20 protein-coding genes are annotated in these 19313 nt (G+C 48.2%); 8 read left to right on the plus strand and 12 right to left on the minus strand.

The annotated features are described in order from the left end of the window. Nucleotides 1–104: 104 nt before the first annotated feature. The 7 genes from F4X88_16845 to F4X88_16875 form a co-directional block, all read right to left on the minus strand. Nucleotides 105–1529 carry a sulfatase-like hydrolase/transferase gene (locus F4X88_16845; GenBank protein MYA57950.1) on the minus strand — a complete coding sequence of 475 codons (1425 nt, stop codon included), beginning with the start codon at nt 1527–1529 and terminating at the stop codon, nt 105–107. Further along, nucleotides 1526–2320, minus strand: a complete 795-nt coding sequence (locus tag F4X88_16850; GenBank protein MYA57951.1) for a hypothetical protein — start codon at nt 2318–2320, stop codon at nt 1526–1528. Before F4X88_16850 ends, F4X88_16845 begins: the two co-directional genes overlap by 4 nt. 13 nt (nt 2321–2333) lie before the next feature. After that, nucleotides 2334–3011 carry a deoxyribonuclease V gene (locus tag F4X88_16855; protein ID MYA57952.1) on the minus strand — a complete coding sequence of 226 codons (678 nt, stop codon included), beginning with the start codon at nt 3009–3011 and terminating at the stop codon, nt 2334–2336. Between the two features lie 660 nt (nt 3012–3671). Further along, the gene (locus F4X88_16860) at nt 3672–4421 is read right to left on the minus strand and encodes a hypothetical protein (protein ID MYA57953.1); all 750 of its coding nucleotides are present in this window, start codon (nt 4419–4421) and stop codon (nt 3672–3674) included. 170 nt (nt 4422–4591) lie between these two features. Then, nucleotides 4592–5392, minus strand: coding sequence for a nucleoside triphosphate pyrophosphohydrolase (mazG, locus tag F4X88_16865; GenBank protein MYA57954.1), 801 nt, complete (start codon nt 5390–5392; stop codon nt 4592–4594). Between the two features lie 10 nt (nt 5393–5402). Beyond that, entirely contained in the window at nt 5403–5651 is a 249-nt protein-coding gene (locus F4X88_16870; protein MYA57955.1) for a hypothetical protein, read from the minus strand. Between the two features lie 54 nt (nt 5652–5705). After that, nucleotides 5706–6413 carry a hypothetical protein gene (locus F4X88_16875; GenBank protein ID MYA57956.1) on the minus strand — a complete coding sequence of 236 codons (708 nt, stop codon included), beginning with the start codon at nt 6411–6413 and terminating at the stop codon, nt 5706–5708. Between the two features lie 147 nt (nt 6414–6560). On the opposite strand from F4X88_16875, the gene F4X88_16880 reads away from it, so the two are divergent. Then, a complete protein-coding gene (locus F4X88_16880) occupies nt 6561–7115 on the plus strand; it encodes a redoxin domain-containing protein (protein ID MYA57957.1) in 555 nt (184 codons plus the stop codon). 14 nt (nt 7116–7129) lie between these two features. Then, nucleotides 7130–8104 (plus strand): NAD-dependent epimerase/dehydratase family protein, encoded by a 975-nt coding sequence (locus F4X88_16885; GenBank protein MYA57958.1) that lies wholly within the window; start codon nt 7130–7132, stop codon nt 8102–8104. Between the two features lie 8 nt (nt 8105–8112). Here F4X88_16885 and F4X88_16890 read toward each other — a convergent pair whose 3' ends face one another. Together F4X88_16890 and F4X88_16895 are read right to left on the minus strand one after the other, a co-directional pair. Beyond that, nucleotides 8113–8700, minus strand: a complete 588-nt coding sequence (locus tag F4X88_16890) for a hypothetical protein (GenBank protein ID MYA57959.1) — start codon at nt 8698–8700, stop codon at nt 8113–8115. 107 nt (nt 8701–8807) lie between these two features. After that, entirely contained in the window at nt 8808–10382 is a 1575-nt protein-coding gene (locus tag F4X88_16895) for a citramalate synthase (GenBank protein MYA57960.1), read from the minus strand. A 273-nt stretch (nt 10383–10655) separates the two neighbouring features. Between F4X88_16895 and dacB the strand changes: the two genes are divergently transcribed. From dacB to F4X88_16910, 3 genes are all read left to right on the plus strand, one after another. Further along, entirely contained in the window at nt 10656–11924 is a 1269-nt protein-coding gene (gene dacB, locus F4X88_16900) for a D-alanyl-D-alanine carboxypeptidase/D-alanyl-D-alanine-endopeptidase (protein ID MYA57961.1), read from the plus strand. A gap of 115 nt (nt 11925–12039) precedes the next feature. Then, entirely contained in the window at nt 12040–12288 is a 249-nt protein-coding gene (locus F4X88_16905; GenBank protein MYA57962.1) for a type II toxin-antitoxin system PemK/MazF family toxin, read from the plus strand. Beyond that, on the plus strand, nt 12221–13426 hold the full coding sequence (locus F4X88_16910) for a tetratricopeptide repeat protein (protein ID MYA57963.1): 1206 nt from the start codon (nt 12221–12223) through the stop codon (nt 13424–13426). Before F4X88_16905 ends, F4X88_16910 begins: the two co-directional genes overlap by 68 nt. Before the next feature lie 35 nt (nt 13427–13461). Here F4X88_16910 and F4X88_16915 read toward each other — a convergent pair whose 3' ends face one another. The 3 genes from F4X88_16915 to F4X88_16925 all read right to left on the minus strand — a co-directional run bounded on the left by F4X88_16915 (nt 13462) and on the right by F4X88_16925 (nt 16269). Beyond that, nucleotides 13462–14241, minus strand: coding sequence for a phytanoyl-CoA dioxygenase family protein (locus F4X88_16915; protein ID MYA57964.1), 780 nt, complete (start codon nt 14239–14241; stop codon nt 13462–13464). Nucleotides 14242–14379: 138 nt separating this feature from the next. Next, nucleotides 14380–15516, minus strand: coding sequence for a sulfite oxidase (locus F4X88_16920; GenBank protein MYA57965.1), 1137 nt, complete (start codon nt 15514–15516; stop codon nt 14380–14382). Between the two features lie 45 nt (nt 15517–15561). After that, nucleotides 15562–16269 (minus strand): superoxide dismutase, encoded by a 708-nt coding sequence (locus F4X88_16925; protein ID MYA57966.1) that lies wholly within the window; start codon nt 16267–16269, stop codon nt 15562–15564. Between the two features lie 283 nt (nt 16270–16552). On the opposite strand from F4X88_16925, the gene F4X88_16930 reads away from it, so the two are divergent. The 3 genes from F4X88_16930 to F4X88_16940 all read left to right on the plus strand — a co-directional run bounded on the left by F4X88_16930 (nt 16553) and on the right by F4X88_16940 (nt 19248). Next, on the plus strand, nt 16553–17428 hold the full coding sequence (locus tag F4X88_16930; protein ID MYA57967.1) for a DUF4268 domain-containing protein: 876 nt from the start codon (nt 16553–16555) through the stop codon (nt 17426–17428). Between the two features lie 58 nt (nt 17429–17486). Then, on the plus strand, nt 17487–18398 hold the full coding sequence (locus tag F4X88_16935) for a patatin-like phospholipase family protein (GenBank protein ID MYA57968.1): 912 nt from the start codon (nt 17487–17489) through the stop codon (nt 18396–18398). A 94-nt stretch (nt 18399–18492) separates the two neighbouring features. Beyond that, nucleotides 18493–19248 (plus strand): hypothetical protein, encoded by a 756-nt coding sequence (locus tag F4X88_16940; protein ID MYA57969.1) that lies wholly within the window; start codon nt 18493–18495, stop codon nt 19246–19248. Nucleotides 19249–19313 lie beyond the last annotated feature (65 nt).

The raw sequence follows: 19313 nt of genomic DNA on the forward strand, positions 1-19313 counted from the left end.
CTTGCAGTTTAATATTACACCGCACAGATATTTATTTTAGTTGCGGATTTACCAAGAACCTGCTCGTAATGTAATGGAGCCCAAGTGGCGATAAATTAAAAATTTTATTCGTTGTGCTGCCAATATGTTCGTAACCGATCGCCCCAATTCGATATGACCTGCTTCGGGCTTGGATGCACGATTTGCTGCCGATGGAGTCTCGCCTCTTGGGCAAATAGTTTGTTCCTGCATACCTTAACGACTTCATCATAAGTTGGGTTTCCTGCTAAGTTTTCCGTCTCCCCAGGATCATTTTGTCGGTCAAACAACTGCGCAAGCCCAAGTTGGTCGGTATCTGGTCCAGGGGACTGGAAGTCCTCTACTGCTTTAGGTTTGTATTCTGTAACGTATTTATACCGATCCGTGACAATTGCCCGTCCCCAATAATTGCTCTCTATGTAGGCGTAATCGCGCCAAGGGACATCCTTCCCCTCTACAAGGGAACGGACGCTCAATCCCCGTATTCCTTCAGGCACGTCAATACCGGCGTAATCGCAGACGGTAGGCAATAGATCGACCCCAGAGACGAAGTGCGTTTCGTCGAACCGATCCTTCTCTACAGAAATGTCTTCTCCCAAGCACGCGACGATGAAAGGCACTCTCACACTCTCTTCGTAAAGCGTGAATTTCTGGAACATCTGGTGGCTACCGCATGCCTCCCCGTGGTCTGTGCTGAAGATAATAAGCGTGTTATGGTGCCGAGATGTCTCGCGTAGCAGTGCGAGGACTCTTCCAATTTCTGCGTCCACTTTCTCGATGAACCTATAATAGTTCCATCTCAGGTAACGCCAGTGGAATTCGTCCCAATCCCGGACCCCTTTAAGAATCGCGGCGTGGATAAGCGCGTCGTCAACCCTTCGGCAGACCCGGTGTAGCACGGTTTCCCGTTCATCATAACCGAAGTTGTCTGGGAGCGGCGGCAGATCGTCTTCGGAAACGATTCCCTGTTCCAATGGGTTTGGAATATGTTTCTCCTCATGGTTGTGCAAGTATTCGCATACGTCGTGCGGATCGACGTAACCGATCTGGAGGTAGAATGGATCGTCGCTGTCATAGTTCGTCAAGAAATCAGCAACTGCGTGCGTAGATGCCGAATCGTAGTATGCGGCACCCCCTGCGCCAATGTCCTGTTGCCCATAATAGAGGGTCTGAAAACTCTCGCGGACATCTCTGCCCGGTACATGCCACTTACCGCAGTGGAATGCTTGATAGCCCCCTGCGTTCAGCAATTGCCCAAGGTCAGGGATTTCTGAGTGCAAATATCCACCGTTAAACGGAACACCTGTTTCGGAGGTGTATAGACCCGTCGCCCAGCTGGAACGAGCGGCGGCACACACTGGATCTGTGCAGAACGATCTGCGAAAGGAGGTCCCGTTTCGATGAAGTTCATCGATATTGGGTGTCCGAAGGAACGGATTTCCGTAAGCCGAAATCGCATCCCACGAGTGCTGATCGGTGTTAATAAAAAGAATATTGGGGCGTTCGTTCATACACGTTCCCCCATCTTCTCTCTCAGCACCAGCGTCTCGAAAAAAGTTGAAGCGATAGCGACATCTCCGTGTCCATCAAGCCACCAATACGAAGGCAAAAGTCCAGCACCGTAAAGATAATAACCGTCCAGCGGAAGAGGGGTCTGTATCGACTCAAGGAAACCGAGCTTACTTTTTAGTCGCAGTTGTTCCAGATCTTCAAGCACAGCAATGTCTACCCCATCGCCTGACGCTTGAATTGTTCGGGCAAGCGTGGGAATTACATCAAAGAGTGCCCAATTGCACGTCAATTTGACGGATGCACCGACTGCTCCTCCAGCGATTTCAGGGTTTCCGTTGATGCGTAGCCGCACCTCTGAATCCGAGGTGAGATAGCCCGTACACGTCAATTGAGAGTATTTATCACCAGCACTATTTCGGGCATCAACGCTCCAATTGCTCGTAAGCGGACGGTAGTTTTCATCATGACAACAGAATTGCATTTGTAGATTCTCGCCGCTCGTTGTATTCTCATATTTGACGGAATAATGCCACAGATCGTCGTTTTTGCGCCGTTCGATGACGGCAGTTCCGATGCGCAAGGGCTCTGTGTTCTCTCCTCTGCTATAGCCGCGCCAGTAGTTCGGTAGCACATTGTAAACATGCGTGATAATTTGCGGTGTCTGCGTGCAGCGTATGGCAGCTTCAGGGTCATATCCGCGAAGCGTTCCGATTAATTCTTGGGCAAATTGGGGGTTTTGGGCACCGTAATTGTAGTCAAAGGACCAGTGCAGCGAATTGCTATCGTTCATGGTATTTGAATCGTTAATGTATTTTGGTTTTGGGGACTTTACCAGAGGCAGCGTCATGTGCGTGACGAGTTGTTTCGGGTAATCGGTAGCCTCGACAACATGCGAGTGTCAATGTGCGTGCGGAATCCAAAGAGATTCGATGTCCTATGGATATGTAGACCACCCGAACGTTTCTACGCGTGCGAACAGCAGCACCGATCACCTCGTCTTTGTCCATCAGGTAGGTGTAAGATCCGTGTTCCGTTTCTGGCTCCTCGTAGCGTCCCCAAAGTCGGGATTTTGCGCATCCGATCGCCGGTTTATCCAAAACCAGTCCCAAATGCGATGCGAGTCCAAACCGTCTTGGGTGTGCGATTCCCTGTCCGTCTACTATTACCAGATCCGGCTCGGTGTGTAACTGTGTGAATGCTGTCAGCAGGGGCGGGATCTCCCGAAAGGATAACAACCCCGGTATATAAGGAAAACGAACAGGGCTTTCAGTAACCACGCTATCTACCACCTGCAAGCCGGGAAAACTGAGGACGACCACGGATGCGCGTGCGATGTCCTTCTTGAATCCGATATCTGCCCCAGCAACGGTGCTGATCTTCCCAAACCGGTCTGTTTTAACCACCTGCGTGCGGAGTTCGTTTTGGAGCTGCCGCGCTTCTTCAGGTGTAACATCCCACGAATGGAGATCGCGATACTGCATAACTGCCGCTGTTCGTTTTCAATGTAAACGTCGTCGTGTTTTACAATGCTTCAGGCATAAAGCGGGCACGGTAGTAAACCCTTCCGCGGATGCTCATAACATGATAACACAAAACACTTCGATTGTCAAGCCTTTTCGGCGTAGTTTATGAGTCTAATAATTATTTCTTTTGCCTCGTCTCTTTGACTTCAACGGCACCGGGCTTCGTGATGTGCCGGATGCCCGCGAAGAAGGCAGAAAGGACTAAGTAGCCACCACCGATACCGATGAGGGCACCCAAACTGCCGATAACAAATTCTATTCCGTTGAACATCGTATGTTCTCCTCAACATAGGATTTCTATGATAGTTCTATATGAACCTGTCGGCATTTCTCAAATTTTGAGACAATTGCCTGAATTATTATAGTTAGTAAACGGAAATATCTACGAGTTGGTTTCAAATTTGTTACGTTAAGTTTCCAAATGAATGGATGAATGCTCAAGAGGTAGCAAGAATCATGCCATCGCAGAGATGTCAATACGGAAGGATAAGGGAGGAAAAATGTGTATAATTAAACACAATAGGACAAGAAATATATATTTATGTAGCAAAATAGCAACATATTTAGGACGGATGCATGCCGCGCTTTTGTCGTGTAAATAAAGGAAAAAGGAAAAAATTAGTCGAGCATGGCAAGGAGGCTGGGTGGCACGAGGTGTTCAATAGCTTCACCCCGTTCTAACAGTTCGCGCACCTCTGTGGAGGACATATACGCGTAAACATCGGGAAGTAGAAGACATGAAACGTAGGGGGCATATTGGCGGATCTCCGGTTGATCCATGAAGGACACTATTGTCTCGACATCTGCCTCCGCTCGGTTTGCAACAATGAAACGGGCATCTACAAAGAGTTCTCCCAACTCGGTGTGGAAATCTGTGTAGTATTTCGGATCGAAGATTCTGACGAGGGTATCGTATCCAATGATGAAATGGAACTCGGTTTCTGGTGGCAAAATAACCTTTAAAGCGGTTACTTTATCAATATACCTGCCATGGCTCGAGACACCGACGGAAAATTTTTCTCGGTTTTCCGTGTACCTTTTGAGGGTCAAGAGCCTTGCGGCAAGCGGTAAGCCAAAGACCGTTTTATCCACATTGGCCTTCGCCAAGAGTAGGAGCAGTTCCTCCAACTGGTATTCAGCAATTGTATCCTCAATCATTTTGGTATGCGCAAGCGTTAGCGGGTTGAAGGAACCTGAAAAAATGCCGAGTCTCTTACTGGGTTCCGATATTGCTGATTCTGCCCGGTGTATCAATTCTATCCGCGGCGATGCCGCTGGATTCAACCGATTAAAGAGTTCGGTGTACCCTTCATAATCCGGATGATCTTCACACTTTTGTATCAATAGGTCCAATAGTGAATGTGCCATTCGTCTATCCGTGTTTGTGTTCTTAGGATCACAGGCTAACAGCCTACGCTACAAAGTGGAAACGCCAATAGTGAGTGTGCCATTCGTCTACGTGCGCTCCTGTTGCATATTAGGACTTACGCAAGGTGCATTGTTCCGCAAGTCCACACGCGACGTGCGCTATTGCGCCACTACGAACCGAGGTCTCCATTAACTTCCGCCTTTTTCGCTTCTTCCCAGATTACATCGAGACTCTCTAAGTCTTGTGCTTCAAAATTTGTGCCGCGGCGTTCTAATTCCGCTTCCATCCATTTAAAGCGTGTTATAAACTTGCGGTTCGCCGCCCGGAGTGTTTCTTCGGCTTGGATCTCCATAAAGCGACACAGATTGACAATGGCAAAGAACAGATCTCCGAGTTCCATTGAAACTGCTTCAGGTTCATCAGTCCTCATACTTGCCTTGACCTCTTGGAGTTCTTCGTCGACTTTGGCGACAACATCTGCGAGTTCCTCCCAATCGAAACCCACCCGGGCTGCTCGGTTCTGTATTTTCTGGGCGCGGAGCAGTGTCGGGAGCGCGTCGGGAATTCCGTCAAGAACGGATTTCCGATCTTCATAGCCTGCCTCTTGGCGTTTAATTTCTTCCCAGTTTTTCACAACTTCATCTGAATCCTCAACGTCAATATCGCCAAAGACGTGCGGATGTCGCCGAATGAGTTTCTCTGTAAGTGTTTCAATCACGGCGTAGATGTCAAAATCCTTATGTTCTGCTGCGATCTGTGCTTGGAGCATAACGTTCAGCAGGAGATCCCCCAATTCCTCTTTCAATTTTTTCGGGTCGCCTGCATCAATGGCTTCAAGTGTCTCGTAGGTCTCCTCAATGAGTGTGGATTTCAGGGTTTCATGGGTTTGCTCGCGATCCCACGGACACCCATTCTCGCTTCTTAATATCGCTATGACACCGACAAGTTCTTTGAACAATTCTTTTTCCATAAGATCCTCCTTATCTCATTCCTGTTTTGTTTTTCAAGGCTCTTACATGTTTCTGGACTTCCGCGTAGCGTTCTGCTTCCCGGAAGTGGGTAAGATAGAGTTTGTAGAGTTGCAGTGCCCGCGTATAGTTGTTCCCTGCTTCCGCCTCGCGCGCTCGGTCCTCTAATGCATCCGCTTTGGCATTTAGGAGTTCACTGAGCAGTTGCGTGGCGTGTCCTTTGAAAACGCTGCCAACATATTTATCGCGGAACGTTTCCAATGCCTTTACTATCTCGGTGTAGGGTTTCTCATCGGCAGTCTTTTTAACGTGTTTTCATGCGTTGGTTCCATTCTCTTGATCTTGAAGGGTTTCTAATTGAAGAATCAGTTGACCGAGTTGAAGTCGCAAGAGTAGTGTATAGATCTGCATCAGAAGCGTAACCTGTGCTTCTGTCGGTAAATCGCTGGCATGGATTACCGCGAGCAACCTGTCCGCACGTTCTCTGACCTGTTCGGCTTTCTCTAAATCGTCGTTCTCTGTTCCCACTGTGCTTTCCTTGATGAACTGCCAGATACGATCCTGGATTTCCAGCATATAGTTTTTTGCCATTGCGGTGCGTGCGCGTTTCGCAGAGTCCACCCAGATCGTGTTTGCCTTCCAATTGAGCATGAACGCGACACTGTTGATGAGCACATCACGGAGAGTATCTTCCCCAGAAAGGAGTTCCTCAATATTGGTGATCCCTTCTGCTTCTGCCGAGAAGGTCCGCACGCGGGTATACTCTTTCAGATTTTTCAGCATCAACTCGTTTTCAGCGATGAGATGCCAAAGGTCTGAACTCGTTGAAAGCAAAGTCTCTACACGGTTGCAAACCGGATCGGGAATTTGTGCGCGGATGCAGTAATAGTGGAGGCTGTGGAGCCGACTTCTGAGGTCTTGCAAGCCCTCAGTCGTCTGGAGTTCCGAAGGATGCACAATGGATGGGAGGACTTCCTCCCGAATCTGATTCAAAAGTGTAGGGATAGTGCGTTCGGCATTCATGTTGCGGATCTCAATAATAGGCAAGCGTTTGTTAGCACAATTCTCTTGTCTAATAGCGTAGCAGGTTTTCCGGGAAAAGTCAACTTGACAATCGTTAACAGCACGTGTTAGAATGTGGATAGTAAATGCAAGGAGCCGAGAACTGCTATGAAACTACTTATCGTTGCAGCTATTAGTATTCGTCTTTTTGGAATGTTCGTGGTTGTTGCCGATGAAAAATCAGAAACAGCACCACCGAAAGTCGGAGACACCGCACCGGATTGGACGCTCCAAGACGCTGAAGAAAAGGAGTACACCCTGAAGAAGTTGCGCGGCAAGGTCGTTTTTCTCATTATGGGGAATCGCAAAATTCGGGAGGAAGACGACAAGTGGGCAGAGGCGTTCCAGAAAGAATACGGAGAAAACGAACAAGTTGTCGCCTATATCATTGGCGATTTACGGAGCGTTCCCGGGTTCATACCGAAACGATTTATCAGAAGTCAGCTGAAGAAGAACCCACCTCCTGTGAAATTCCTGCTGGATTGGAAGGGAGAGATCCACAAACAGTATCAAACAGAAGAAAAGAAACCGACGCTCTATCTCATCTCGCAAGAAGGCACGATTGTGTTCCACCGAAAAACGAATTTCAAGGCAGAAATTCACGCCGAACTCAAAAAAGAGATCGACAGGCTTTTGGCAATACCAGATACGAAACAAAAATAAAAATTAGGAGTGATATTATGAAATATCTTGTCACCGGTTGCGCGGGATTTATCGGATGGAGGGTGACGGAATTTTTGTTGGCGGCGGGGCACACCGTCGTTGGGATCGATAACATAAATACTTCGTATGACACGCGGGTCAAGCAGTGGAGGCTTGAGCAACTCGAAGGCACCCCAAACTTCCACTTTCACCGTTCAGACATCTGTGATCGGGAATCACTTCGCACAATCTTCAATACCTCTTATGATGCGGTGATTAACCTCGCAGCGCGTGCTGGCGTCAGGCATTCCGTTGAGGATCCCTGGGTATATCAGGATACAAACGTGACTGGCACGCTGAATTTACTGGATTTGTGCCGCGAATTTGAAGTGAAGAAATTCGTGCTGGCTTCTACGTCAAGCCTCTACGGAGACAATAATCCACTTCCGTTCAGTGAGGAGGCAAACACAGAGGGCCCCTTGTCTCCTTATGCCGCCTCAAAAAAAGGTGCCGAAGCGATCTGCCACAGCTACCATCATCTCCACGGCATCGACGTAACAATTTTCCGTTTTTTCACTGTGTATGGACCCGCGGGTAGACCCGATATGAGTGCGTTTCGCTTTGTCCACTGGATTAGCGAAGGGAAACCGGTTATCGTCTATGGCGACGGCAAAGAATCCTCACGAGACTATACCTATTTGGATGACATAGCAAGAGGGGTGATTGCGGGGCTGAAACCGCTCGGATACGAGGTAATCAATCTCGGTTCCGACAGTCCGATCGTGCTTATTGATACGATTCGATTGATAGAGGAACTGGTTGGTAGAAAAGCCGAACTCTCACACCAACCGTTTCATCCTGCAGATGCTCGGGCTACGTGGGCAGACATCCGTAAAGCAGAAAAACTTTTAGGGTGGCGCCCTCAAGTGAGTTTTCGCGAAGGGATTACTACGCTCGTAGAGTGGTACCAAGCGAATCGTGAATGGGCAAAGCACATCCGAACGAACTAAACTGCTTTTTAAGTCAGTAAAGGAACTGCTTTTTTTAATGCCGCTGCGTCTACCTTTATTTTTGCGATTTCTGCTTCGCGTTGAACATAGGTGAGCGTATGCGCCGCGCTCATCGGCGCGGCAATGTCCTGAACGATCTTATGGAGACGTTTTACATCGGCTTTCTTGATGCCGGTCTGTGCTTCAATCCGAGTATGTAGTGCGGCTGGAGTTTCTGGTTTTTCAACGGATGCTGCACGTTTGGAAGACGTCCTACTGGTCTTGGGCCTCGACTCCATTGTGGCAGAAGTGGATGTTTTCGCACGGCGGGTCTTTTTCCGAGATGTCCCCTGCTTGGAAGCTTGAATCTTTCCTGTCTCCAATGATTTGACCCCACACTCTTTACACAACTTCGCTGTGATGTCAGCCAAGGTCATGGTTACAATCATTTCTGTGATTGCGCCGCAGAGTTCACATTCGGCAAGGTTTTCAATACTTGCCAGGATCTCGGCATGTATTCCGAGCATCTTTTTTTTGTCGGTTTTTGTTTGTTTTTCTTTCTGACAGAGTGCGATCAATTTCTGTGCTGCTTTTTCAATTGTGTCTAAATGTCCCATGTTTTCTCCCAAAGATGTTAGGCACGGTGACCTCAAGGCAAGATATTTTAACAGCAAGTTTTGGCTTGCAAGCTGCGCCAAAATTTGAACGTTATTTGTAGGTGAGGTTATTGTGTTTCAATGGCTTTATCTATATAGAGTTTATACTCGAAACTATCTATCAGTGCTTCGCAACTTGCGGAGATAATATTCTCTGAAACACCAACGGTACTCCAAATCCTTTCACCATCGCTCGCTTCAATTAACACCCGAACCTTCGAACCCGTGCCAGCCTTCGTATCCAATACCCGAACCTTGTAATCTATGAGTCGGACTGTCTGCAAGGCAGGATAGAACTGCTCAAGTGCTTTTCGGAGTGCAGTATCAAGGGCATTGACGGGCCCATCTCCATCAGCGGCGGTGTGCGCGGTAAGACCATCTGGCGTTGTGACCTTTATCGTTGCTTCCGAACGCAGAGCGAAGTCGCTGAACTGTTCGACAATTACGCGGAAACCGACAGGCTCAAAGAAGGATTCGTATCCATTGAAGATCTTATGCGTCAAGAGTTCAAACGATGCCTCGGCGGCTTCGTATTGGTAGCCTTCCTGTTCGGCTTCTTTGAGGCGTTTGAAGAGTTCCAGGACCTGTGGTGAATTCTTGTCGTAATCGGGATACGCCTTCTCGATTTTTTTCATAAGGGTCCCCCGTCCTGCTTGATCGGAGACAAGAATCCGTTGTGTGTTGCCGACCATTTCCGGCACGATATGCTCATAAGTGAGGCGGTTTTTACGGATCGCATCGGTATGTAAACCCCCTTTATGCGCAAAGGCGGAACGTCCAACGTAGGGTTGACGTTCGTCATGCGGGAGGTTCGCCAATTCACTGATGAGCCGAGACACACTTGTTAACGCTTGTAATTGTGGATCACTGAGACACTCTATCCCGAGTTTGAGTTGAATTGTAGGAATGATAGAGGCAAGATTCGCGTTGCCGCACCGTTCACCATATCCGTTGAAAGTGCCTTGCACGTGGGTTGCGCCTGCTTGCACGGCGAGTACGGCGTTTGCAGCACCCATTCCAGCGTCGTTGTGGGTATGGATACCGACAGGCAGTGACAGATCGGAGCGGACGACTTCAACACCTTCCTGAATTTCCAAGGGTAATCTGCCGCCATTCGTATCGCAGAGGACGAGGCAATTCGCGCCGCCAGCGGCAGCGGCTCGTAGCGTCTCTATCGCATATTCAGCATCGTCGGCGTAACCATCGAAGAAATGTTCGGCATCGTAGATGACTTCGCGACCATTCGCCACGAGATAACGGACAGAACTCTCAATTAATTCCAGGTTCTCTTCTGCTGTGACGCGTAGGACATCCGTGGCATGGAGTCGCCAACTCTTTCCAAAGATCGTTACAGTTCTTGCCCCTGTATCCAGCAAAGCGGTTAGATTTGGATCGGCATCGGCGGTATAGGTGGGATAGCGTGTGCTACCGAACGGCACGATGGTCGCTGTTTCCAGAGCCATGCCTTTTGCCCGCTTGAAAAATTCTATGTCTTTTGGATTGGAACCCGGATAACCGCCTTCAATATAGCGAATGCCTAACTTATCGAGTGCCTCTATGATGATGAGTTTATCTTCAACAGAAAACGCTACGCCTTCTGCTTGGCTGCCATCCCTGAGTGTTGTATCATAAAATTCAACCATGTCGTTTTCACAGCAAGTTTTGGCTTGCGGTTTTACATAAAGACTTGCAAGCTCCACCCTACAATGCCAAAATTTAGTGTCTCCTTTTATGCTTTTAGGTCATAATTTCTGTTAAATTACCTTATGATATTTTAACACATCTCAGCGCAAAAGTCAAATTTCCGGCTACTGTCTTACCGATAATTCTCACTGCGAGGCAAACTGAAAACTGAAAATTAGTTTCCATCGGTTTGTATTTTGATAATTCACTGAGTTGTGATATGATTAAAGATCATGAAGACCTTTGCTATTTTTCTATTTTGCGGCACGCTGTTACTCTCAGGTTGTGGGATATTCACTACCCATCCGACTCCAACCGAACCGCCGACCCATACTGTAGACCCGCTCGAAAGACTACAGACCGATATCGATGCCGTTTTGCAAGAAGAACTGTTCACGAATGCAAGCATCAGTATCAAAGTGGTTGCTGTTGAAACAGGAGAAGTGGTTTACGAAAAAAATAGCCACAAGTTGCATCATCCAGCTTCTACAACAAAACTCTTCACGGCAGCGACCGCCTTAGCGAAATTGGGGTCGGACTATCAATTTGAGACAACACTCTATAGTGATGCCATTGTGAAAGGTGAAGTCTTAGGAAATATCTATCTAAAAGGTAGAGCTGATCCAGTGCTCCAACCTCAAGACATTGTAAAATTGGGTGATGCCTTGCTTGAAGCGGGTGTGAAGTCGATACAGGGGTATATCGTTGTCGATGAAACATATCTCGACGCCATTTGGGAGGGTCCGGGGTGGATGCGGGACGATAGACCGCTGTGGATCAGTCCTTTAAGTATCCGAGAAGTCAAACCGAACGCAAACACAATGAGCAGGGCATTTGCCTGTGGACACCTCTTGAAAACTGCGCTTACAGAAAAAGGGATCCACGTGCCGGATAAAATCGTCTCTGGAACAGTTCCATCGGATGCGCGCAGCATAGCGAAACATCTATCGCCACCCCTCACCGACATTCTCAGGTTGATGAACAAACCGAGCGATAACTGGATCGCTGAATTAGTTTTTAAGACAATCGGTGCTGAGGTGATGGGTGAGCCGGGGACGTGGAAAAAGGGGAGAGAAGCCATCGCCGAATTTTTAGGGGAAATTATGGACGAGCCGCCGATACACCGATTCGTTGACGGTTCTGGACTCTCTCGGTACAACCTCCTCAATGCGGAATTGCTCACACGGTTGCTCGTCCATATCTATCATAATTTTGAGGTGATGCCGGAGTTTCTGGCATCGCTTCCGATTGCTGGCGTTGACGGCACCTTGAAAAATCGGATGCAAGGCGTGTCCGCTGAGAAGATATTACGCGCGAAAACGGGGACGTTGAGTGGGGTTTCTGCGCTCGCTGGCTATACCGTGACCGCAGACGATGAGGTGTTTGCATTTGGTATCCTCATCAGTCATTACATCGGTCCAGCAAGATCTGCGCGAAGTATCCAAGATAAGATTGGGAATTATTTGACTGGCTTCAGTCGTCATTCTTCTATGGATCGTTAGAGATTAATTGCTATAGAGCGCGGAGCAACCCAATGTACCACCTTACCTGCGCAATTTTTTGACATTTAAGTTGTGACATAGTATAATACTTGTAGTTTTTTGATTATAGTGGTAAATTGACTGTAAGTTCGCCAATTTCCTGCGAATTAACTTCAACCCACAAATAGGGATTGAGATTAAAAAGAGTCGCCCTACCCTTGTCTTATCTCCCTTTGCTTTTAACCATATACAGAAAGTGGCTCTTGTTTGTCCAATTCCCCACACAGACCGAGAAAAGGACATCATCAAGGAAAACCGTGAACATAAAAATTTTAATCGAACTTATAGAAAATATCAGCAATTCCACAAGAGATGGTTCAATTAGCGAAACTGTGCAGGAAGAGCTGCGGGATGTTGAACTGTCTCTCGTCGACAAGGCGATTATTGATGCCTACCTACTACGACAGAGTGGAAAAATTGCGGATGCTATAGAAAAGTGGCGTTCCATCGCAAATATTGCAGAAGAAGCAGATAATGAACTTGCTGCCCACGCTTGGTTTTCCATGGGAGGTCTCCTCTCAGATAACAACCCAGAAGAGGCACTTCTTGCTTACAACAAGGCAATACATCTGGATTCACAGTATACTGATGCATACTACAACCGCGCGAGAGCGAAGAGTAGACTTAGACACTATGAGGCTGCAATCGTGGATTTTGATGCGGCACTCCGTCTAAAACCGGATTATACAGAAGCTTACAGCAACCGAGGAATAGCAAAAGGTGCGTTGGGATACCATGAGGATGCGATTGCTGATTTTGATAAGAGTATCAAAATTAATCCAGATAATGCTTATGCTTATTTCAGGCGCGGGCACGCGAAAGTTGAATTAGAACGCTATGCGGACGCGATCGCTGACTTTGATAAAGGGCTTCAACTTGAATCGAATCATGCCCAAACCTACTTTGATCGGGGATATGCAACGCTTGAATTAGAACGCTACGAGGAAGCGATTGAGGATTTTGATAAAGGCTTAAAACTTAAACCAGATGATGCCCAAGCTTACTTCGTGCGAGGTTATGTAAAATATGAGATAGGAGAATATGAAGCTGCAATCAAAGACTTCGATCACACTATCAGACTTGAACCAGAGCATTCCCCAGCTTATAACAATCGAGCGCATTTGAAAAACAAGCTCAGACAATACGAATCTGCACTGGCAGACTGTGATGAATCCATCCGTCTCAATTTTGATGATGCCTGGCCGTATATTAATAGAGGATTTGCGAAAATTAAGTTAGGTCAAATTGAGTCTGCGCTTACTGACTGCGACGAGGCAGTGCAGAGAGATCCCTCTTTGGCTGAAGCATATCACACCCGAGGCGAAGCAAATGCGCTTTTGGGCAGAACTCCGGAAGCACAGACAGATCTCCAGAAAGCCTTGGAATTAGCAGAACAAACCGATAACCAAGACCTCAAAACTGAGATTGAGCAATCACTTCAGAAACTTGACAACACTGAGTAGGAGTCAGTGTAAATCAGTCCACCGCGCAACTTCCATCAATTGAACCGAGACGTAATATCGGGGGGTGGGTCTCCCACAGCGGACTTTCCATCCCGTAACAACGGTTCTGCATTGCCCCATAAGCGGCTTCCATCGTGTGCAAGGAGGGGTTCTGCTGAATACTGCGCAAGGTAGGCACGCCGCAGGTTACTGGTGTAGTTCGTGCCGCTGCAGTGGAAGTTGATGCTCGTGAAGGCGACAATACTCCCGGCAGGCACAATCGCGGGGACACCCTTTTCCGGTCCGAAATAACCCACCATATCGTTACTTCCCTCTTCACGGATATGCTTCACCCATGAACGGATACCGATCTGCGAAAACGGCATCACGTAGACAGTGCCGTTCTCTTCAGACATATCATCAAGTGCGCACCAACAGGTGAGATACGGCTTATGGTCGGGATAGCCGACGTAGCCTGAATCTTGATGCCAGCTGAACTTCATTCCGGCTTCTGCGCCTTTGACGACATACTGTTCCCAGAAAAGATATGCTGTATCGCCTAAGGTGGCACGGCAGACCTCCGCCATTAGATCGCTGAATAGGAATTCGCGAAGTTTCGGCTGTTTCCTGAAGCAGTTTGAGACGAAATAGCGTTTGTTGCGATGATTGATACCGAGGACATCCGTGTCCTGCCGGTCCATGTCGGCATCCATCTGACTGATAAAGGTTCCGCATTCACCGCGGAGGAGTTCCAGCAGCGGTTCTGGGATCACATTCTCTAAAATGAAATAGCCTTCCTCTTGGAATTGCTGTTTCTGTGCATCGGTTATCTTCATATTTTTCTTTTTTTAAGTTTTGCTTTGCCCTCTATACGGGCTGGGTTACCCAGCCCCTACGGTTTCGGGCAAGTCTCTGGTTAAGTAGCGAAATGTCGGGAATCGGAGTTCCCTCCTACAGAATACTCTAAGAGGCTTCTATTCGATATTGACTTGGCGGACAACTTGACCGTTGCTCTCCCAATAGGTGTGCTTTCCAGTGATGTAGTCGGAATCACCTGCGGGTTGGATATTGCCTGCCGTATCAATGGCTCTGGAAACGACAGTGTGTTCACCCTTCGAAGGACTGTTCCAGTCGAGATGCCAGATTTTCCATGCGAATTCCGCGTCCTCTTCGGGATCTATCGTCGCCTTTTGCCATGCCCCACCGTCAATGCGGACTTCAACCCTTTGGATAGGGGCACCCCACGCCGCACCGTAGACACGGTATTTGTCGCCGATACGGGTTACCTTCGCCGCTAACGATTTCAACTTTGTTCTACCCACCGAAGTCTCCATCCAGACGGATTCACCGTCGGAACGTTTCTCCTCGCGGATCGTGACATAGTCGCGCCCCATGAATCTCCCCATAAATCGGGTGTCGCGCACCTCGATGCGTTTGAACCATTTGACGCACGCAATGCCGTACCAACCGGGTGCTATCAAGCGAAGCGGGGCACCGTTTGGTTGGGGCAACGGTTCACCGTTCATTTCATAGCAAAGGAGATTTGTGTCCTGTAGCGCGTCTTCGAGGGACATGCTCCGTGCGAAATTCTGGCGCATCTTTACATCGCGTCGTTCCTCTTCGCCGACATCGTGACCGAAGAAGATGACCTCAATGCCGTTTTCTCGGATACCGGCTTCCTTGAGGATCGGTGCGAGCGGTGTCCCTGCCCATTTTGCGTTGCCTATCCCGCCAGTGAACGTTGGAAACCCATGATTACCAGAACATTCCAGCGTAAAGGTCACCTCCTGTCGGGGACGTGCTTTGATGTCCTCAATCGTGAGCATCAACGGATTTTCGATCAAGCCGCCCACTTCCAGTTTCCACGTCGCGAGGTCTACTTCAGGTTTGCCGTAGTGTGAAACGTTGAAGAATTCAGCGTTCGGTGTGATAAAGGAATCGAGTTCGTTCCAATCCAGTAAACCGCGTTTTGAAGGCGGTTCGGGTGGCTGATCGGTGAATGGGATAAGCACTTCACCTTCACGGTTTGGGAAGGCGTAGACCACCCATGGGCTGAGCAGTAATCCGGTAAGCGTTAAACCGCTCTGTCGCAAAAAATCTCTACGCTCCATAGTTGCTCCTTATTCTTTCTCGTTCGGCGCGGCTTGTAACTCAGTTTAAGCCTTTATTGCTGCGAGATAGTTGGTGTTGACCTGTTCCCAATTGACGATTTTGCCCCACGCGTCAATGTAATCGGCACGTCGATTCTGATAATTGAGATAGTAGGCATGTTCCCAGACATCGAGGCCGAGGATCGGCGTGTGTCCCTTCATCAGGGGACTATCCTGATTCGATGTGGCGTAAATCTGCAGCTTCTTGTTTTCATCGACAACAAGCCACGCCCATCCGGATCCGAAATGCGTTTTCGCGGCTTTGACGAACATTTCGCTGCCGGCATCGAAGGAACTGAAAGTGGATTGAATGGCTTCCGCAACTTTGCCTGTCGGTTCACTGCCGCCAGGAGTCATGATGTTCCAGAAAAGCGTATGGTTAGCATGCCCACCGCCGCTGTTGATAATGGCTTGTCGGATATGCTTCGGCACCCTTTCAATATTTCGGAGCATGCCTTCAAGCGACATGTGCTGTAGGTCATGGCTGCGCGCGATTGCTGCATTGAGTTTATTGACGTAGCCTTGGTGGTGTTTTCCGTGATGGATTTCCATTGTGCGTTTGTCAATATGAGGTTCAAGCGCATCGTAGGCGTAAGGTAATGGTGGTAATTGCTGACCTTGGTGATGGTTCGCATACACACACAGGGGACTGTGCGCAACGAAAAGTCCCGCCAACGCGGTGCTTCCGTGAATTAAGAAATTTCTACGATTCATGGGTTCTCCCTGTCCTGCTGTTTTGAATATCATTTTACAGAAATTGTGGGATTGTGTCAAGTGCGAAAATTCAGTTGATTTTGGTAGAGAGATGTGGTAGGTTAATACAAATCTAATGCAAAGAGACAAAAATTGATAAAGGAGACAGAACACTTTATGTCTAAAGAACTTTCCCGTCTTGAACCCGTTGAACTCCGTGATATTTGGCCCAACGAGGCTACAGATTTCACACTGTGGCTGGCACAGGCAGAAAATCTATCTTTCCCTCGGGGAGACACTCGGTATGACTCTTGAACTTGAGGATCAAGAGTTAAATGTTGGGAACTTTCGAGCCGATATGCTGTGCAGAAACGCAGTGGATGGCTCGCGAGTCCTGATTGAGAACCAGTTGGAGGAGACTGACCACAGTCACTTCGGTCAAATCCTAACGTATGCAGTTGGATTGGATGTTGACGCAGTTATCTGGATCGCGAAAAAATTCCGGGAGGAACACCGCGCCGCGCTTGATCGATTAAATGAAACGCCAAGCGCAAATTTCCAGTACTTTGGAGTAGAGATTAAGGTATGGCAGATTGAAAACTCAGCTTGTGCACCACAATTTGAGATCGTCTCCAAGCCGAAGGATTGGAGACGTCCGATAATTCGGGACACACAAAGGGCAGCATCCAAGGCACCCTCTGAAACTCCACTGTGGGTGGGGAGGTTTTGGAGAGAATGGAGCGATTACATGACTCAGATAGGTAAGCCTCTTAAAGGTCCGCAATCAGGCACGTGGAGTCTCCTAAATTTCGACACAGAGCACTATGGGAGCGAATTCTACATAGATGCCTATCTGATTAACGAAAAGAAGGAGATTGGTATTAGACTCTGCATAGAATGGCAAAGCGAGATGAAATACTTCTACCCGCTAAAGGAACAACGAAAAGAAATTGAGCGAGAATTCGCTGAACCCCTTGAATGGCATGAATCTCTTGGATACGAAGGTAGCCGGATATTCTTACGGAGGACGGATATCGATCTGACAGACGAAACCGATTGGCCCAACCAGCATGAGTGGCTTGGATCAAAATTGGAACTATTTGACAAGGTCTTCGGACCACGCCTCAAAGCACTCAATGCCGCAGACTGGGAACCCCCGGAAGACGAAGATGAGGCATAAACATGAGTGTGGTTTGTAGTAGGGCAATTTATTGCTCGTTCCTCAAAGAGAACACTCAATGAACAACAAGGACACCTTTCACATCCTTGCATTAGATGGCGGTGGCACTCGCGGCATATACACCGCCCAACTCCTTGCCAAGATTGAACAGGCTCTTGGAACACCTATCAGAACCTGTTTCGACCTCATCGCTGGGACAAGCACAGGGGCAATCATTGCTGGTGCCGCTGTCTCCGACATCCCTATGCAAGAGATCGTCGAACTTTTTGAGACGGAGACCCCTTATATCTTCCGAAGACGATGGTACCGTATCCCGTTGTTCCTCAGTAAATATCCCGATCAAAAACTGGCACAGATTATCGCCAAGCACCTCCCTGCGACGTCTCTTAGTGAAATAGAAACGCCTTTGATGATAACGAGTTCGGAGATTGCTAAAAGTGAGGTCCATATCTTTAGATCGAATTATAGCAATCGCGATTCGGAGAGTGCTTCTACAGATAAAGCCGTGAGTCTAAGAGATGCGATTCTCGCTTCCTGTGCCGCGCCTACGTTTTTTGCACCAAAATCCGTTGACAATTTCCTGTTAGCGGACGGTGGACTCTGGGCAAACAATCCGTCCACGGTCGCTTTCACAGAAGCACTCTCGGTGTTTGGGAAGGAAACACAAGAGATTCGGATGCTGTCCGTTGGCACCGGGCATTCGGTGAATATGTATCACAACAGACGTGGCTGGGGATTTATCACGGGATGGGGTGGCGCAAAGTTGACATCTTATGTGATGACCTTGCAATCTCAGGCATCCGCGAGGACAGCAAAATTGTTGTTGAAGGAGAACTACCTGCGAATCAATCCAGAAATTGATTTCTGGGAGTTGGATAGCCTTACGCAGTTGAACAACCTAAAATCTCTCGCAGATCGTGATTTTGAGAGGTATACTGCCGAGATTGCGGCGTTTATTTCCGTTTTTTGAAGTGCACACTTCACTTTTTTATAGACAACTTCCAAAATTCCTGATACGCTTTAGTTCTAAAATAACAACCTTTTGGGACTTTTGGGAGAAATCTATGGAAATAAGATCAAATCGGGTTAAACAGAAATTGGCAAACGGGGATCTTGCGTTCGTTATCTCAGGATTGACGAGCGCCGACGATATAGACACCTTCGGTCCGAACGGATACGACGGTGTATGGCTGGAAGGCGAACACGGGAGCGTTGACGCAGCACAACTCGGGGACCTAACGCGTGCCTGCGATCTCTGGGGTATGACCTCTATCACACGGGTCAATCGCAATGACCAAGGACTTATCTACCGCACATTGGATTGTGGGTCAATGGGCATCTGCGTCCCGCATGTCAACACGAAAGCAGAGGCACAAAACGTTGTAGAGGGAACGAAGTTCGCACCGATCGGACACCGTGGAATGTATACCAGTCGCCAAGGCTATGGTGTGGACAACTATTTTGACGTAGCCAACTCTCAAACGCTTGTCATCGTGTTGATCGAAGACATTGCAGCGGTTAACAATCTGGACGACATTCTCACCGTCGACCATATCGACGTATTTTTCGTTGCACCGTCAGATTTAGCGACTTCTATGGGTCATATTGGAAACCTCACTCACCCAGATGTTCAGGGAACGATTGATTCCGCACTGGCTCGTATCCAAGAGGCGGGACGGGTTGCCGGGACCTTGACGACTGATGCGACTGTTGAAAAATACGTAAAGGCAGGCGTGCGATTTTTAATGACAGGTGTTGGCGCGTGGATTACAGCCAGCGCGGCGGCATTTAAAGAACGGGCAGAGGGTGCGAAATCTTAACGGATTTAATCCACCTCAGTCTTCTATCTTCTTACCTGCGCGGTTGTTCACCGCGCATTTCTATT

Source organism: Candidatus Poribacteria bacterium (assembly GCA_009839745.1).
In the GTDB taxonomy this organism is placed as follows: domain Bacteria; phylum Poribacteria; class WGA-4E; order WGA-4E; family WGA-3G; genus WGA-3G.

Bases quoted from the DNA above. Each gene is read 5' to 3' on its own strand.
- F4X88_16845 (MYA57950.1), bottom strand. From the start codon at position 1,529: ATGAACGAACGCCCCAATATTCTTTTTATTAACACCGATCAGCACTCG.
- F4X88_16850 (MYA57951.1), bottom strand. From the start codon at position 2,320: ATGAACGATAGCAATTCGCTGCACTGGTCCTTTGACTACAATTACGGT.
- F4X88_16855 (MYA57952.1), bottom strand. From the start codon at position 3,011: ATGCAGTATCGCGATCTCCATTCGTGGGATGTTACACCTGAAGAAGCG.
- F4X88_16860 (MYA57953.1), bottom strand. From the start codon at position 4,421: ATGGCACATTCACTATTGGACCTATTGATACAAAAGTGTGAAGATCAT.
- mazG (MYA57954.1), bottom strand. From the start codon at position 5,392: ATGGAAAAAGAATTGTTCAAAGAACTTGTCGGTGTCATAGCGATATTA.
- F4X88_16875 (MYA57956.1), bottom strand. From the start codon at position 6,413: ATGAATGCCGAACGCACTATCCCTACACTTTTGAATCAGATTCGGGAG.
- F4X88_16880 (MYA57957.1), top strand. From the start codon at position 6,561: ATGAAACTACTTATCGTTGCAGCTATTAGTATTCGTCTTTTTGGAATG.
- F4X88_16890 (MYA57959.1), bottom strand. From the start codon at position 8,700: ATGGGACATTTAGACACAATTGAAAAAGCAGCACAGAAATTGATCGCA.
- F4X88_16895 (MYA57960.1), bottom strand. From the start codon at position 10,382: ATGGTTGAATTTTATGATACAACACTCAGGGATGGCAGCCAAGCAGAA.
- dacB (MYA57961.1), top strand. From the start codon at position 10,656: ATGAAGACCTTTGCTATTTTTCTATTTTGCGGCACGCTGTTACTCTCA.
- F4X88_16915 (MYA57964.1), bottom strand. From the start codon at position 14,241: ATGAAGATAACCGATGCACAGAAACAGCAATTCCAAGAGGAAGGCTAT.
- F4X88_16920 (MYA57965.1), bottom strand. From the start codon at position 15,516: ATGGAGCGTAGAGATTTTTTGCGACAGAGCGGTTTAACGCTTACCGGA.
- F4X88_16925 (MYA57966.1), bottom strand. From the start codon at position 16,269: ATGAATCGTAGAAATTTCTTAATTCACGGAAGCACCGCGTTGGCGGGA.
- F4X88_16930 (MYA57967.1), top strand. From the start codon at position 16,553: ATGACTCTTGAACTTGAGGATCAAGAGTTAAATGTTGGGAACTTTCGA.
- F4X88_16935 (MYA57968.1), top strand. From the start codon at position 17,487: ATGAACAACAAGGACACCTTTCACATCCTTGCATTAGATGGCGGTGGC.
- F4X88_16940 (MYA57969.1), top strand. From the start codon at position 18,493: ATGGAAATAAGATCAAATCGGGTTAAACAGAAATTGGCAAACGGGGAT.